The sequence below is a fragment of the Emticicia soli genome (assembly GCF_037860775.1).
In the GTDB taxonomy this organism is placed as follows: Bacteria; Bacteroidota; Bacteroidia; order Cytophagales; family Spirosomataceae; genus Emticicia; species Emticicia soli.
This window is the reverse complement of record NZ_JBBEWC010000014.1, coordinates 18,156-36,118: the sequence shown is the minus strand read 5'-3', so window position 1 is coordinate 36,118 and position 17,963 is coordinate 18,156. Positions and strand designations below refer to the sequence as shown.

The following is a 17,963-nucleotide window of genomic DNA, read 5'->3' as shown; positions in this document are numbered from 1 at the left end:
GCTGGGTATGGGGCCAAAAGACTCAGGTGGCGTTACCTGACCAAAAGATGCCCAGATTATTAAATTTAAAAGTAATATATTGAGTGTTAGATGCTTCATTTTACTTATAATATCAGTTTACAAACTTATTTTGCCCATTCTTTTCCTTCAGGAGTTCTTCTCCATTCAAAATATTTATCCAGGCTTTTCAATGCTGTTTCACTCGGCACTCCTCCCATCATTGCTTTTTGCTGAAAATACATTACTCTTGGCTTATCATTTGTAAATGTTTCCCAAGTTGGCAGCCCCTTACTATTAGGGTTACCATTCTTTGCAAAGTTTGTCCAATAGGTCATTATTGTTTCTGATACATTCGCATCAGTAGGTGTAGCTTCTGTGCTCGAAGGATTAAGATGCCCAAATACAAAGCCAACATCTTGGCCGTGCGGAGAACCATATCCATACCGAGGAGAATCAGCAGGGAAGTCGGGATGTTGGTCAAAATAGTAATAATAGACTTTTGCTTTACTATTCTGGGCTTGTAAGCTTGCCCAGCTCCAGGTATGCCAGCCAAAAGCTGCATCACGTGCCAAATCACGAGCTGTTTTGGGAACATTGGTTTCTCCTACCGGATAAGCCTGTATTAAATCATCGGCAAACTTACCATAGCGTTTCTTTGTACCATCTATATAGTTTTGAGGTGTTTTTGGCGGAGAAAAACTCGCTCCTTCATCCGAATTATATCCGATTAATATAGGAGTATGATTATATTGTCCTTTTTGATAAAGTATATGTTGGTCATCCGGTATCACATAGCCATCAATAATAGGCCATGCACCAGGCATACCAAAACCCATTGGCAGTTTATCGGCAGGCATTTTTCGTAAATCAGCCAGGTTTTGTGCCCCCGCTTTTTCCATAAACTCAAGTCCTTGTTTTTCGGCAAATGGTAAAAGTTTTAGGTTTTCGCCCGGATATGTGGTGCTACGATACGGCCCAAATGAGCCCCCACTTTGAGAAATAGCTCCATGAAAAAGGCCCTTTGCCAGAGGCGATGCACATAGCATACTAACGGCTATACCGCCTGCTGACTCACCAAAGATGGTAACTTTGTCAGGATTACCCCCAAATGCTTTAATGTTTTTCTGAATCCATTGCAAACCAGCTATCAAATCAAGCAAGCCATAGTTGCCCGATACATGGTTAGGGCTTTCTGCACTCAATTCAGGATGCGCTAAGAATCCCATCTGCCCTACCCTGTAAGCAACGCTTACCAGTATAACTCCTTTTTTTGCAAGATTTTCACCTGAATAAACAGGTTCTGATGTTGAGCCAAAACTGAATCCGCCGCCATAAATCCAGACCATTACAGGCAGATTATCTTTAGGGGTTTTAGCCGGCGACCAGATATTCAGGTAGAGACAATCTTCACTTTTGCCCGATGGCGGATTCCCACCTTGAAATGGAGCCGGAGCAAACTGAGTAACAGTTTTAACACCCTCCCAACTTTTAGGGGCTTGCGGGGCTTTCCAACGAAGTTCTCCTACAGGAGGAGCAGCAAAGGGAACCCCCTTAAATACCGACAAGCCATTTTCTACTGTACCTTGCACAAGACCCTCTTGTGTTTTTACAGGTGCTGCTAATTGAGCAATACCCGAAAATGGTAAAGCTACTACTAATAGTTTAAGCCAGAATATTGTTTGTTTCTTCATTGTGGTATTGTTTATTTTATCCAGGCGTTGCGTTTTAACCAGTCAAAAAGAGGGTCCATCCACCCTTTGTGCCTAAATATAAATCCGTGGTCGCCTTTGGGGAAAATGTGCATTTCTACTTCAACCTTGTTTTTGCGAAGGCTCTCAAAATAGGCTATGCTATTATCTACATCCACTACTTTATCGTCGGCAGTGTGTGTAATCCAGGTTGGAGGGGTATTTGGTTTGATTTGTAACTCATTAGAAAAATAGCTTATATCCTCTTTTGAAGGGTTCTTACCCAACAGATTCTCTCTTGATCCCTTATGTGCCAGGCTATCACGCATACTGATTACAGGATAAACTAAAATCTGGAAGTCTGGTCTGACACTTGTATTTTCAGTATTATTTATCTCTACTTTGTCAAAATGGGTAGCGGCTGTACTTGCTAGATGCCCTCCTGCCGAAAAGCCCATTATACCGATTTTATTTTTGTCAATGCCCCATTTATCGGCATTCTCTCTCACCATTTTCATGGCTTGTTGTGCATCTTGCAGAGGTCCTATTTTTTTATCAGCCATAATATCGTCGCTCGGAAGGCGATATTTTAATACAAAAGCGGCAATTCCTTTTTCGGCAAGCGCTTTGGCTGTGTTAATTCCTTCGCCATTATAAACAACTACGCTATAGCCCCCACCGGGAACTACAACTACAGCAGCACCTGTAGAAAGATTAGGGTCGGCTTTATAATATTCTAACGTAGGTTTTGTGATTCCCTTATAAACTCCATTCTCAGCACCTATTTCTTTTATTTCAGAGGGCTTTGAATTAGGTACTTTATCAGGGTAAAGTAACATTGTCTCCGAAGGCACAATACTACTTTCGTCAATAGTTATTTTTTTTCCTTGCAAAGCCAGTAAAGCTGCGGCATATCTCTTACCAAATACCCTTACACCTGCACTACTGAAATGCAGCTTGTCAGGTACAGCTGGTAAGCCTTTTGAAGACACTACCAACGCTTTTGGCAACACCTGAGGTAGAGTAGCGATGATTTCGTTCATACTTGCACATTTACCGCCTTGGTCGGCACCCACCAATTCTCCGGCCAATAAAGGAATAGAATTAGAAGGCAAATTCAAATCAGCCAGAATATCATCATACAATTTTTTAACTTGAGCAGGCCAGGTTTTATCCCCCGTGTTTGATTCTCCCTGATGGAGTAAAATCCCTTTTATCACACCTGATTTTTGCGCAATTCTAGCCATTTCAATAAGCCTTTCATAGGGGTTTCCACCATACTCTTTAGCCATGTTTATCATCCAAGGTTTATCTTTGGCCGATGAGTCCAGATATGCCTTGTATTTTATTTTATCAAAAATTTCTATTTTACTTCCGGCTACAGCTACATGCACCAAGCCTAGTGACTGCTCTTTAGACATATGCTCAAGCATTGTGCGGCCAAAATAGTCAGCAGGCGAAAGCCCTGTTTTACAACGGCACAATGGTGGTTTAGCTGTGTACCACTGCCCTTTTACCCTATTCAGTTCAGGGCAGTCCAAAGCCTCCAGTATTTTGAAACGGCTATCTATATTAATGGTATCTTGTGCTTCGATGCGCCCTGCACCTTCCATGTTTGACTGCCCTATGCACAGATAAATGTGAAAGTTAGGATTCTGAGCCAAAGCCTCTGTTTTCTGTAACAGAAGAATGAATGATAACAGATAAAAAAAATTCTTTCTCATAGGGTTAGAATAGGTAAACTATATTTACTTAATTGATGAAATAGTGTCTTCAATTCTGAAATAATCAAAGTCAGCGAATCCACCAACCTGTTTAGTGGCATAATTAAAAAGACCAAACCGATAACCCATAAAGTGCGGGATAGTATATGGCATTTTTAAAGGTTCTCCGATGCGACTCCATGTTTTCCCATCGAGGCTGTAAAAGAAATTAGCTACATCAGCTCTATTATGAAAATTACATTCTGCTTTCAGATAGATTGTATTCTGTGCCAATGCAATCTTCTCAATCTCAATAGGTTTACCTGTGTTTGTACTAATCATTACAATTGACTTACTTGCTTTATCTATCTTCACACCTAGCAAACCATAGTTTTTTTGAAGTAAACTCAGCCCGGCAAAATCTCCTTCTTTCATGTTTGAAACATCAAGGGATATTGACCCCGAAGATTCGGGGCCAATGGTTCTTTGGGTAAGTGTATTACGTGCCAATACAAATGAAGTATCTATTCTGCCTGTTTTTAATCGTAAAAATCCTTTTCTCTCAGTTACTGACCATAGTTTATTATCAGGATTATGATTCCATTGCCACACTAAAGGCAAAGCATTTTCTCCTTTTTTACGGCTAAACTCATCAGAATGAACAATACCAGGAATCAATCCTTTACTTGCAGGTAAATCAAGACTTTCTGGTACTTTGCCATTTTCACCAAGCACTGGCCAACCATCTTCCCATTTTACAGGCACCAGGTAAGGGATACGCCCAACCCCTCCAAAATCACGAAAAAGATAAGCATACCAGCTACCGTCCGGCGTATCAATTAGTCCACCCTGAGCTACACCCAAATCCTGTAAGGCAACTTTGCCCTCCCATCGACCTGTAATTTTATCAGCTCTATGAACTATTACGGTACGCATTCCTCCACGTGGCCAAGCAATATTAAACAGGTAATATTTGCCATTTACTTTATATAGCTGTGAGCCCTCAGCTCCAAGCATAATGTTTTCACCTGCCGGAGCACTGGCATTTTCAATAATAGTTTCGTCGAGTCCTCCTTTCTTAATGCCCGATACATCAGCATTCAGTTCTATTATTTTTAGTTTTCCATTGCCATAAATCATATATACCCGGCCATCATCATCAAAAAACAATGTATGGTCGTGTAGGCTTGGGGCAAAAGATACCGACTTCCAAGGCCCCTTTTCTATGTTTTTTGTGGTATAGATATGTGTTTTGCCTGTGGTTTGTGCAAAAGTGCTTATATAATAAAGCCCATTATGAAACTTAATACAACTTGCCCATGATCCTCGCCCATAAGTACCTTTGCCATCTGTTAGATTCAGCGATGGAATGCTGGCAAGTGTATCGTACACGTAGCCAAGCATTTGCCAGTTGCTTAAATCAGTAGATTTCATAATAGGTACACCAGGACTCATGTGCATAGTAGTACTACTCATGTAATAGTTTTTACCTACACGCACCATCGACATATCGGGAACGTCGGCAAAAATGACCGGATTCTTAGCTTTGTTTTCTTGCGCCAGAAGCACTTGCCCTAAGCATCCGTTAAAAAATACTAATATGATTGCCGTTAGTTTTTTCATTTCAACATGGGGTCGTTACCGCTGTATTTCAAAAATTTAAATGACGCTGTATTAGTTGAGTTTTCACCACTTGATGTAGCATACATACCATAAACACAGCCTATAAAACTTCCGGCTTCTTTAGTACTTAAAAATTTACCGTCTACTTTGTCTTTCAGCAGGTGCCAGTTTTTAGCATCAGTCGAATAATAAAAACCATAGTCAGCGCCTTCTGATTTGATTCGAAAAGTAAGCTTTTTTACATTTGAAGGTAGAGGTACCTCTGTAAGCAACTCCATTGTTTTTTCTTTTGGCTGGCTTTTAAAAAGCTGTATTACCTCTTTGTTTTCGTTTTTAGATTTGGCTATAAAGTAGAAATGTCGCTCATCCTGAAAAATCACTAATCCTGCTTTTTCATTAGCAGCTTTTGGAGAGAAATTCAATTCTGTTTCTGCTGTACTATTTAAGTGTTGCTGGCGTTTACCAACAAATGATGGGTTTTTAAACTCTGAAATGGTTTCAGGTTTTAGTTTTAATGTTAAGCCATCGGTTTTAGATGTTTTGAAAGAACTACTATCAACTGTACGCATGAATAGCAAAGAAAGGTCAAGTCCTTTGTCAAAAGTAAGTGTATATTGAAAATTGCCTGACTGTGGCAATGCTCCCTTTGACTTAATTTCTTTAATGTTGGTCTGGTAACTGTATTCAATAGGCTTTTCACCGTGTTCAATCATTGGCCAGCCATCTTTCCATGTTACGGGCGCAATAAATGTTTCGCGGCCTGTATTGTAGTAATCACCTTCGTACGGACGTACTGCCAAGAAAATACAATACATATTGCCATCAGGGCCATCCACAAATTGGGCATGACCTGCCGATGTTATCGGATATTTTCTATCTGCCGGTAATTCTCTCTGGGTTAAAATCGGGTTCCCTTCATAGGGTACATAAGGCCCCCAAACTGACTTGCTACGCAGAATTACCTCAGAGTGATTGACAGAAGTCCCCCCTTCGGCTGCATATAAGTAATACCATCCATTTCGTTTTAGTATATGTGGGCCTTCTATCCATACAGGTTTTTTAGAAAGGTCTACGCCCCCATTTACGAGTTGCTGTTCTTCACCAACAACTTTCAGGTTCTGGTAATCAAATTCATACATTCTGATGGTCCGATGCCCAGAATATAAGGGCTTTCTATCAGGTGCATCACTATTATAGATGATGTATGCTTTGTCGGTCTCTTCATCAAAGTAAATAGATGGGTCAATTCCCTTCACTTCTGGTATTTTTACTGGGTTGCTCCAGGGGCCTGCCGGATTTTTTGCAGTTACTACAAAATTCCCATCATGATCAATATCAGTACAGGTTACATAGTAGGTTCCTTTATGGTAGCTGATGGCTGGCGCAAAAAGGCCGCGAGTCATGCGTTCGCCCATGAAATCAAGCTGCGAAGGGCGGTCTATTACGTTTCCGATTTGCTTCCAGTTTTTGAGGTCTTTGCTATGCATCACCGGAAGACCCGGGAAGTACGAAAACGTTGAATTAACTATATAGTAATCTGTGCCAACCTTTACTATACTTGGGTCAGGGTAAAAGCCGGTAAGAATCGGGTTCACTAAAGTAGTTTGTGAATGAGCAACGCCAAATATCAAACATAAAAGGGCCGCAGAGAAAAACTTTGCTACTATTTTTATCATTTCTAATTATTATAGATTTAGGTGTTAGATGCCAACAAAACTTAATATTTGTCCTTTTTGTGTTGGCACATCAAATAATTTGGTTTCTTTTAAACTAAGAGGGTTTATTGTTGATTTTTCTGAGATTATTGCCGCAGGAGTTTCATCTAAATCAAAAAAAGGATTGGTATTTTTACCTGCCGCAGTTTTTAATTTACTACCCGTATTAAACTTCAGTTCATTAGGCAAGCGCAAACGTAAATTCCCTCCCAGATTAGACTTTACAACCAGTTTTATAAGTTTTGAATCTTTCCATTTCATTTCTACTATTTCAAAACCGCCTCTGGCACGCAAGCCTACTATACTACCCGATTGCCACACATCTGGTAAGGCTGGTAAAACATGAATAGCTCCATCTGAACTTTGCATCAGCATTTCTGTAATACCCGAAGTACAGCCAAAATTACCATCAATCTGAAAAGGTGGGTGGGCATCAAAAAGATTGTTATAAGTACCGCCCCCATCTGGATTTACGCCTAAAGGTGTAAGCTGATTCTGAATTAAAGTGTAAGCATGGTTGCCATCTTGCAGTTTAGCCCACCAGTTTACTTTCCAGCCCATACTCCATCCGGTAGATACATCACCTCGCTGAATCAATGTATTGCGTGAAGCAGCAAATAATTCGGGTGTTTGATAAGCCGAAATCTGATTAGAAGGGTATAATCCATACAAATGTGAAACATGACGGTGGTGGTCGTCAGGGTCATCTACATCATCGAGCCACTCCTGTAATTGATTGTGCTTGCCTATATGCATAGGGGCAAGTTTGCTTCTTACTTGCAAAAGAGTGTCTACAAAAGATTGGTCTTTTTTCAGTAATCCGGCGGCCCTGATAGCATTGTTCATTACATCAAAAACTATCTGGTTATCCATAGTTGTTCCTGCATCAAGCGATGATCCACCATGTGCTGCCGGAGCATTTTCCGGCGAATTTCCTGGATTCACAACCAACCATTTGTATTTTGGGTGCTGTACCAGAAAATCTACATAAAACAAAGCAGCACCTTTTAAAACCGGATACACAGAAGCCAGAAATTCTTTATCGCCCGTGTAAAGATAATGTTCCCACAGATGTTGGCTCACCCAGCCACCTCCGGCTGTCCACATCCCCCAGAAAGCACCATCAATTGCTCCGGTTGCTCGCCAGATGTCGGTATTATGATGCGCCATCCACCCTCTTGCACCATACATACTTTTAGCTGTTTCCTGTCCGCTTACTGCTAGCTCTTTTACCATCGTTAAAAAAGGCTCGTGTAACTCCGAAAGATTAGTTTTTTCGGCAGGCCAGTAATTCATTTCAGCATTTATATTAATGGTATACTTGCTGTCCCAGGGAGGATTGATTCTGTTATTCCAGATACCTTGCAAATTAGCCGGTTGCCCACCGGGCTGCGACGACGAAATCAATAAATATCTTCCATATTGATAATACAATGCCACCAAATTCGGGTCATTAGCATTTCTAAAATTTCTGAGGCGCACATCTGTTGGGTCTTGGGCGGCAGCTGTTGTGCCTAAGTCAAACTTTACCCTTTTAAAAAACTTCTGATACGCAGCTATATGTGTATTCAGAAGCGTTGCATAAGGTTTCTTGAATGCTTTATTCAGGTAGTCTGAAGCCCTAACTTCTTCATCGCCACTTATATCTTCATAGTTATTAAAACTGCTGGCAATTGAAATAAAAATAACAGCAGCATTAGCTCCTTTTACTATTAAGGTACTATCTGTAGCAGATAATTGTCCTCCTTCTAATTTAATACGGGTAATGCCTTTAAATTCTACCAGGCCTTTAACTGTTTCGTGGTCATTTGTAATTCCTGCAATAGTCAATTCTTTTGAAGCTGTTGTGGCAATTGTCTTACGTTTTTGTGGAGATGAATACTTTGCCGTAAATGATACCTTACCTGCTTTACTTGCTGTAATTCGCATAACAATTACTCTATCAGGCAATGAAGCGAATGACTCACGGTTGAAAATCACATCCCCAACCTTATAGCTTGTTTTAGATATAGCTCGCTCAATATCCAATTCCCGATAATAGTCTGTGTATGTGTCGTGGCCTTCAAAAACCAGATTAAGGTTTCCTACCGGTTCAAATTTTTGTCCATGCGATTTTTTTGAAATAATGGCTTTATTTGCCAGCTCCTCTGCTTCTTTATGTTTGCCATCAAAAATCAATTTCCTGATTTCTGCTAGTTTTTCAAGTGCCAAAGGGTTATCATTTCTATTGGGGCTACCACTCCAAACAGTGTGCTCATTTAGCTGAATTATTTCTTTCTCTACGTTGCCATATATCATGGCACCTAAACGACCATTGCCAATAGGCAAGGCATTTTCCCATGTATTTCCAGAGGGCTGTTTATACCAAAGCTTTAGAGGTGCCTGGCCTTGCGACAGTCTGGTTAGTAAAATAAAAAAAATAAATAGAAATTTTTTTTTCATTAGTGGTTGGTGCAAACTGAAAGAATTAATGGCATTTTTACATAATGCCCTTTGTCAGATTCAAATATGTGTCATCTATACACAAATTTATGTAATATTCACTGCCAGCCAAATTAATTGTAAGAAAAAAAGAAATAATTTTATAATTTCAATTTTTTAAAGCTACCCATTGATAAACGTTTAAACACAGATTTATAGCCATCAAGCTTTTGCCGACAGGCTTGTTTTAAGCAGAATATGCCTTTGTTTATAAATAATACTTGATAAGAATAGACCGCCATGCAACGGTCTATTCTCGAGTAGGCATCAATAGCCGGGATTTTGATCTTTAGGATCAATACTCGGATTGTTATCAATTTCTGTTTGAGGAAGGGGCAGTAATTCATGTTTACTTGCCACAAAATAAGATATTGGTTCTGATGTTGCCTTTTTGTTCTTTCTCCATCTGATAATATCAAAGTTACGTACTTGCTCTGCTGCTAGTTCAACATAACGCTCATGTTGAAGAGCCGCAAATACACTTGCTTTCGAATCGCACGGATAATTTTTAGTCGGATACGCAGGCATATTTACCGAAGCTCTGGCTCTCACCTGATTCATTAACTGAATTGCCTTAGCAGAGTTACCCAGTTCATTTTCACATTCTGCAAGCATCAATAGTACATCTGCATATCGCATCACTCTCATATTAATACCGCTTGTCGTAAATCCGGAATTAGACTTATAAAGAACCGAATATTTTCTCCAGCTGATTTTCAATGTTTTGCCATCTATTTTTGATGAATTCCCCTGAACATTTTCGTCTTTGATAACATCAGCACCATTGTTGAATTTATCTCCATCCTTCCAGAAAGACATATCAAAACGTGGGTCGTTTTTAGTATCTCCTTTCGATGCTCTTTCGTAGTTATCAAGTATCTTATCAGAAGGAATCAGGTTTCTCCATCCGATAGGCGAATACTCTTGCGTTCTGATTGTTTCCTCTTGTGCACTAGCTCCGTCGCCATCAGGGCCACTCCAGTTGAAGGCGCCGTTAGAAGGTGAAAAAGCGATTTCAAAAATTGACTCAGCGTTAAATTCTCCTTCTTCATTCGTCAGGTCAAGATAATTATCAACAAGCTTGTATAAGCCCGAATTAACAACTTTTTCCAACTCGGTTTTGGCACTGCCATAATCTCCTAACTGAAGGTAAGTACGAGCCATAAGCACCTGTGCAGCGGCTTTGGTGGCTCTCCCGTATTGGTTGGCCGGATAGGTAGCTGGCAATACACTTTCGGCAGCTTTCAAATCGTCAATTACTTGTTTATAAACATCTTGCTGGCTTGCTCTTGGTTTTGCACCTTCAACAGATTTAACATACTCTGTATAAAGAGGCACTCCACCCCATAAAGTACCTAGCTCATAATAAGCCCATGCACGCAAAAATTTTGCTTCACCAGTAACACGATTCTTTATGTCTGCCGAGAAAGAAGCATCTTTTTTATTAGCACTTTCGAGCACCACATTGGCTCTATGTATGGTTCTGAACCAACCTGTGAAAACCGAATTGGCAACAGAGTTTGCCGGATCATTTACACCAATAAGTAATTGATTACGAGGTGCCTCAAGTTGGCCGCCACCGGTAGCCATCTCGTCTCCTCTTAAGTCATGTAAAAAGAACCACTCTCTGGCTCCAAGGCTAAAGCCCTGTAAAATGGCATAAGCTCCATTTACTCCTGCTATAAGCTCATTATCATTTGTAAAGTATGTTTCAAAAGTCACACCGTTCGGATTTACCTTATCCAATACAGAGTCATTACAACTCATAACGGTAGCCAGGCCGAAGAAACTTGTAATAAATATTATTTTTTTCATCTCGAAGTATTGTTAATCTTTTTTGGCAATTTTTTAATTAAACCCAAGGTTCAAACCAATAGTAAGCGTGCGTGCCTGTGGATACATTCCGTAGTCTACACCATTGGTAAGTAAGTTATTATTTCTTGAGGCAATCTCAGGGTCGTAGCCACTATACTTTGTAAAGGTTAAGAGATTTTGGCTCGTAAAATAAATTCTCGCTCTGGTCAATACATTATTTGTCAGCTTAGCAATTTTTTCAGAGGGCAAAGTGTAACCTATTGTAAGATTTTTTAATCTTAGGTATGAGCCATCCTCAATAAACCGATCTGATGTTCTTGAGTTTTGGTTGGGGTCGCCACTTACCGCTCTTGGTACGTCAGTGTCTGTATTGCTTGGCGTCCAGGCATTGAGTACATCTGTAGTGGCATTGAATAATCGCAACATTCCCTGGCCAATAACTTTTGTTCCGTTATAGATTTTATTACCATAAACTCCTTGGAAGAAGATAGCAAAATCAAAGTTTTTATAGGTTCCTGAATAGTTCAGGCCATACGAAAACTTAGGAAGATAACTACCAAGGTACGTTCTGTCATTGCCATCAATCTTACCGTCGTTATTCAAATCTCTGAATTTAATATCTCCGGGTTTTGTCAATTCATTCTGATATGGTGTTTTTGCATCTCCATCTGCTGCGTTAGCTGCTGCTACTTCGCCCTCATTCTGGAATATTTTTTCAACTTGCCAACCAAAGAAAGATTGTAACGGATGCCCAGCCTCTGTACGAGTTATATCAAAACCGCCAAAATCTGCACTATTACCTGCATTTATTGTTGCATTTGGCGTATCTAAACTTAAAACTTTATTTCTGACTAAATCAAATGTACCTGTTATAGTTGATTTGAAATCTTTTTTATCGATGTGGTATCCTAACGATAACTCAAACCCATTATTCTGCATACTACCTACGTTAGCCAGTGGGCTATTAGAATAACCTTCTGAATCTGGTAGAGGAACTCTAAGTAATAGTCCATCGGTTTTACGAGAATAAAACTCTGTTGAAACACTTACTTTATTACCGAATAAAGATAGATCCAAACCAATGTTTTTCATGGTTGTTTCTTCCCAACTTAAGCCGGTGTTACCAAGGCTATTAAAATAAGAACCTAATTGAGAAGCATTTCCAAACGAGTAATTGGTATTGTTTGCCGAGATTAGCGGTTGCCAGTCATAATCGCCAATAGAATTGTAACCAGTTACCCCAATACTACCTCTCAGTTTTAGTTCATTAATGGCTACCACATCTTTCATGAAGGCTTCTTCGCTTATTCTCCAGCCTAGTGATACCGATGGGAAAGTACCCCATTTATTACCAGGAGCAAATTTTGATGACCCATCGCGACGTACAGAGGCACTTAAGAGATACTTACTGCTGTATTCGTAGTTTAAACGAGCAACATAAGAAAGCAAAGTATTTTCTGAAACCGATGTATTACCATTAATATTAGAAGCACCTTGAATCTCTTTTATATTGTTGTCAGGTCGTTGCCCAGTCAGATTAATTGATTTAAAAGTAGCATCTTGTCGTTCAATAACACCCAACACATTGATATAATGCTTCCCGATTGTTTTATCGAAGGTCAACTGATTAGTAAAGATAGTTGAGAAATACTGGCCTCTGTTTTGAGACAACTCGGCTGTTTGACGACTACGGTTACCATCATTGTAAATAGGAACAAATCCTGTGAAAATTGAGCTTGAATAATCGCCCCCCATCGTAAATTTATATTTCAACCAGTTGAAGAATTTAACTTCGGCATATACCGTGCCCAACATCTTGAATGAGCGGTCAATCTGGTCTTTTTGCTCTTGTACGGCAATACGCATAGGGTTTTCGGGGTCAGTAGCGTCAAGACCTTGAGCCGTTGTACTGTATCCTCCTAATTTGGTAGGGTCGCTTACAGGCCAGTAGGGTGTCATTCGCATAATATTCATAATCATGCTTCTGCCACCGGCGTCTCTTTCGGCAATACGTTTATCGGTTGACACCATCATTGTTTGGCCAAGCGAAATAAACTTTGAAATACTATGGTCAGAATTAAGACGAATACTTTGACGACCATACTCTGTAAATGGCAAAATTCCTTCTTGTTTGAAATTACCTAAAGAAAGATAAAATTTTGATTTATCTGTTCCACCCGCTAATGAAAGCTGATTGTTATGAATAGGTCCATTCTTGAACATTACATCCTGCCAGTCTGTTTTTGTGTCAGCAAAGGTGGTAGAAGCGCCCTCATAAATAGGTGTGTTCATTGCTGAAAAACGGCCCGGCACCGGTTGTCCGGAAGCAGTCAACAAAGCTGTGCCATATTTAATATATTCATCGCTATTTAACAAATCCAATGTTTTCCAGGCCGATTGTGTACCTACATAAGAATCAAGACTAATGCTTAATTTTCCGGACTTCCCTTTTTTGGTAGTAATCAACACTACCCCATTGGCAGCTCTTGAGCCATAAATAGCAGACGCACTTGCGTCTTTGAGCACTTCAATAGATTCAATATCGTTCGGAGCAATGGTATTTAGCCCACCTGCCGGCACTCCATCAATTACGTATAAAGGATTAGGATTTAAACTAATAGAACCTACCCCCCTTATACGAACGGTTGGCTCTGCACCAGGGCTACTATTATTTACAATAGATACCCCTGCTACACGCCCTTGCATGGCTTGCGTAGCACTTATAACCGGTTGTGTAGACAACTCCTTATTGCCTATAGATGATACTGCTCCTGTAAGTGATGATTTCTTTTGGGTACCATACCCAACTACAATCACCTCTTCCATAAGGGCATCGTCAACTTCTAATGAAACATTAATCTCTTTTTGATTGCCTACCGGCATTTCAAGAGACTTATATCCCAAAAAACTAAATACTAAGGTTGACCCACCAGTAGCCGCTACTTCATAGCGCCCGTTGGCATCAGTTATTGTGCCTTTGGTCTCACCTTTAATTACAACATTTACTCCTTGAAATGCCTCACCATTTTCATTTTTAACAACACCTCTGACCTGCGCCATAAGTGTTCCTACTGAAAATAAAGACAATGAAAAAAACAGCAGCAGCCTTATCGACTTCCGTGATAAACCTCGCTGGATGGTCGGTTTGTAATTGTTTACCTTCATTTTTAAAAAGTTAAAATAAATTGTAAGAATAGAAACTTAATTATATTTTTTTGTGTAATTTTGATATGTGTCAAATTAACACAAATAAATATGTGTCAAATGTACACATAATAATGTAAAAAAAAAGTTAATATGATTTTTTTTTTATTAACTAGTACTATTTTAACAACAGCATGAATTCATCTCAAAATATTTCATTAAAATCACAATCAATTTCTATTATTCATCTATGAAACCAATTCTAATTACCCTAAGCTGCTTATTATTTTTATCAGGATGCAACACAAAGCCTAATAAACTCTTTGAAAAACTATCAAGCTCTAAAACAGGAGTTGATTTTGTCAATAGCCTGGAAGCGAATGAAGATTTGAACGCCTTTACTTTTACAAACTTTTATAACGGTGGAGGTGTTGGTATTGGCGATTTTAATAATGATGGGCTTGATGATATATTCTTCACAGGCAACCAAGTAAGTTGTGAATTGTATCTTAACAAGGGGCAACTAAAATTTGAAAAAATCACCAAACAAGCAGGGCTCACTACTGATAGGTGGTGTAATGGCGTTTCTATAGTTGATATTAACAATGATGGCTGGGATGACATTTATATTTCGGTTGCTCATCATCCGTTAATGCCAAACACCCGCAATCTACTATACATTAATCAGAAAACACAAATACCCACCTTTAAAGAAGCGGCTGCGGCTTATGGCCTTGATTATGCAGGATACTCAACTCAGGCAGTATTCTTTGACTATGATATAGATGGCGACCTTGATGTATTTTTATTAAATACCTCTCCTGACACCCAAAATCCTACTTATTTAAGACCAGCCATAAATGATGGCTCGCATCCATCTACCAGTAAACTTCTTCAGAATTATGGCGCAGTAGATGCACACCCGATTTATAAAGATGTATCAAAAGAAGCAGGAATTATTTATGAGGGCTTAGGGTTAGGAGTAGTTGTTTCAGACTATAATAACGATGGCTGGCCAGATATTTACTGCTCTAATGACTTTCTTAGTTCAGATGCGCTTTATCTAAATAAGGGCAATGGTACATTTGAAAACGTGATTAAAAGAGCTATGCCTCATACCGCACTGTTTGGTATGGGTATAGATGCAGCAGATATTAATCAGGATGGTAAGGTAGATATTTTCCAATTGGATATGCTACCACAAGATAACGCCAGACAAAAACAAATGCTAGGCAAGCCCGATTATGACAAAAAACAAATGAGTATAAACGCTCCTTATAACTACGAATTACAGTATATGAGAAATATGCTGCAAATAAATCTGGGCAATGAAAACGAGATTCCTCAATTTAGTGAAAACGGCCTTCTAGCAGGCATCGCCAAGACAGACTGGAGTTGGTCTACCTTACTTTGTGACCTTGATAATGATGGAAGGAAAGACATTTTTGTTTCAAACGGATACAGAAAAAATGTAACAGACCTTGATTTTATAAGTTATTACCGAAGCAAAGATATGTTTGGTACTGAGGCAGCACGAGCAGAAAATCGAAAAGAATTACTTGAGAAAGTACCTGAAATACCACTTAGAAATTATGCTTATCGGAATATTGGTAATCTGGCTTTTGAAGACTTATCTGAAAGTTGGGGTTTAAATGAGCTTTCTTATGCTAACGGTGCTGTATATACAGACCTTGATAATGATGGTGATTTAGACCTAATTGTGAATAATGTGGATAGCGAAGCTTCTATTTTTATAAATTCATCTGTCCAACAAAATCAAAATCTAAGTTTAAAAGTAAATTTTGAAGGAAGTGAAAATAATAGGTCAGGTATAGGCGCTAAGCTAAGCGCCTGGATTGGAAATGAGTTACTCATATTTGAAAATAATCCGGTTAGAGGCTATCTCTCTTCAATGCCTCATACTATTTTAATAGGGCTAGGTAAAAACAAAAAAATTGATTCATTACTTATTAGCTGGCCTGATGGTAAAGTTCAGAAAAAATATGCGATTGATGGTAAAATCAGAAATTTAACTGTAAAATATGCTGAGGCTACTCAAAATAGTAAGCATTTCGAGCCTAGTGAAAAACTTTTTCAGGTTAATAATGAATCATCACTGGATTTTGAACATGAGGAGTTCAATTATGTGGATTTTAATCAAACAGCTACGCTTCATAAAATGCTATCTAAGCTTGGGCCTGCCGTTGCCAAAGCAGATATAAATGGTGATGGCATAGAAGACTTAGCTATTGGCGGGTCGTTATCAGGTAATGAGACCCAAATTTTCATTCAGGATAAAACAGGAAAATTCAAAAAGGTGTTGGAGATTCCTACAAGTAAAAATATGGAAGTAGGCGCTATCCATTTTTTTGATGCCGATAAAGATGGTGACCAGGATTTAATCTTTGCCGGAGGGAGTTGTGAGCGGGCATTAACTATATCAGAGGCTTTTCAGCCGCAATTATGGCTCAATGATGGAAAAGGAAATTTTAAAATCACAACCAATTTCCCTTCTATTAATATAAGTAGCCATGTAATTACAACACTCGATATTGATAACGATAAGGATCTTGATATTTTTATAGGTGGCCGTATAATGCCGAATGAATATCCTAACGAACCCAAAAGTTATATTTTGAGAAATGACGGTGGAAAGTTTACAGACGCTACATCTCAAATCGCTCCATTTCTGAATAAAATAGGAATGGTTTGTGACGCTAAAGCAATTGATTTAGACAAAGATGGCTTTAAAGATTTAGTAATAGTTGGTGAATGGATGCCATTAACTATCCTGAAAAATAACAAAGGCCAACTATCTCTTAATCAAAAAGAAAAAACAGAAGGCTGGTGGAATACAGTTGAAGTAGCCGACCTGAATAAAGATGGATTTGATGACCTAATACTTGGCAATGAAGGACTAAATTCTTTTTACCAAGCAAGCGCTCAATATCCTATAGTTTTATTGGCAAAAGATTTTGACAATAATAACAGAATTGACCCGATAATGGGCCAATATATCAATGGGGAGTTAGTTCCGGTGCACCCTAGAGAAAATCTGAATTTACAAATCAATACTTTCCGCAAAAGATTCACTAATTTCAAAGATTATTCAGGCACATTGTTTAATGACTTATTTTCTGAAAATGATAAAAAAGGTGCCACTCTAAAGGAAGTTTATGAGTTACGGAGTTGTATTGCAATAAACAATGGAAAAGGTAGCTTTCAAATTACACCTCTTCCCTGGGAAGCACAACAATCCCCTGTCTTCTCAATAATACCAGAAGATTATAATCATGATGGCAATACTGATTTATTGCTGGGGGGTAATTTTTTTGCCAACGAAGCTCACCAAGGCAGACAGGACGCCTCAAGGGGTGTTATTTTGTTAGGCAATGGAAAGGGAGGATTCAACTCGACGACATTCGAACAAAGTGGGCTTAATTTTACAGGGGATACGCGTAGATGTTTATTCTTTAAACATAACGCAACACTACAGGTTTTATCTAATTCAGGTAAAGTCCAATCATATAAATTGGTAAATTCTCATTTTAAGTGAGTAGAATTTATTTTTAAATATGCGCTTTAATGCTTTTGATAAAAAGAACTTAAAACTATGTGAGCTAAAACACTGGCGTGGCTTTGAGCTTAATCTCTGGTAATAGTTTACCCCACACAAATTCAGCTTACATTTTATATTCATAAAAACCCTTGAAAAATCTTTGACAGAACTCGAAAATTTGAAGCATCTTTGTAAGTAAATTACCTGACTCAATTAAAGCAGAAACCGCCCTTTG

At 38.9% G+C, this 17,963-nt stretch carries 8 protein-coding genes and 1 pseudogene; 1 reads left to right on the top strand and 8 read right to left on the bottom strand.

Annotated features, from left to right (window positions below):
- Positions 1 to 125: 125 nt before the first annotated feature.
- The 8 genes and pseudogenes from WAE64_RS20615 to WAE64_RS20580 form a co-directional block, all read right to left on the bottom strand.
- A complete protein-coding gene (locus tag WAE64_RS20615) occupies positions 126 to 1,691 on the bottom strand; it encodes a carboxylesterase/lipase family protein (protein ID WP_340239667.1) in 1,566 nt (521 codons plus the stop codon).
- 11 nt (positions 1,692 to 1,702) lie between these two features.
- Entirely contained in the window at positions 1,703 to 2,527 is an 825-nt protein-coding gene (locus tag WAE64_RS20610; protein ID WP_340239766.1) for an alpha/beta hydrolase, read from the bottom strand.
- A 69-nt stretch (positions 2,528 to 2,596) separates the two neighbouring features.
- A pseudogene (locus WAE64_RS20605) lies at positions 2,597 to 3,412 on the bottom strand (sialate O-acetylesterase); the annotation flags it as partial.
- A gap of 24 nt (positions 3,413 to 3,436) precedes the next feature.
- Positions 3,437 to 5,014 (bottom strand): glycoside hydrolase family 43 protein, encoded by a 1,578-nt coding sequence (locus tag WAE64_RS20600; protein ID WP_340239666.1) that lies wholly within the window; start codon positions 5,012 to 5,014, stop codon positions 3,437 to 3,439.
- Entirely contained in the window at positions 5,011 to 6,690 is a 1,680-nt protein-coding gene (locus WAE64_RS20595) for a glycoside hydrolase family 43 protein (protein WP_340239665.1), read from the bottom strand. The genes WAE64_RS20600 and WAE64_RS20595 overlap by 4 nt, the downstream gene beginning before the upstream one ends.
- A 24-nt stretch (positions 6,691 to 6,714) precedes the next feature.
- Positions 6,715 to 9,171, bottom strand: a complete 2,457-nt coding sequence (locus WAE64_RS20590; protein ID WP_340239664.1) for a glycoside hydrolase family 95 protein — start codon at positions 9,169 to 9,171, stop codon at positions 6,715 to 6,717.
- Positions 9,172 to 9,477: 306 nt separating this feature from the next.
- A complete protein-coding gene (locus WAE64_RS20585; protein ID WP_340239662.1) occupies positions 9,478 to 11,025 on the bottom strand; it encodes a RagB/SusD family nutrient uptake outer membrane protein in 1,548 nt (515 codons plus the stop codon).
- Between the two features lie 33 nt (positions 11,026 to 11,058).
- Complete coding sequence (locus tag WAE64_RS20580; RefSeq protein ID WP_340239661.1) at positions 11,059 to 14,085, bottom strand: SusC/RagA family TonB-linked outer membrane protein; 3,027 nt, start codon at positions 14,083 to 14,085, stop codon at positions 11,059 to 11,061.
- Positions 14,086 to 14,419: 334 nt separating this feature from the next.
- Here WAE64_RS20580 and WAE64_RS20575 point away from each other — a divergent pair, with 334 nt between their 5' ends.
- Positions 14,420 to 17,725 carry a VCBS repeat-containing protein gene (locus WAE64_RS20575; RefSeq protein WP_340239660.1) on the top strand — a complete coding sequence of 1,102 codons (3,306 nt, stop codon included), beginning with the start codon at positions 14,420 to 14,422 and terminating at the stop codon, positions 17,723 to 17,725.
- The last annotated feature ends 238 nt before the right edge of the window (positions 17,726 to 17,963 follow it).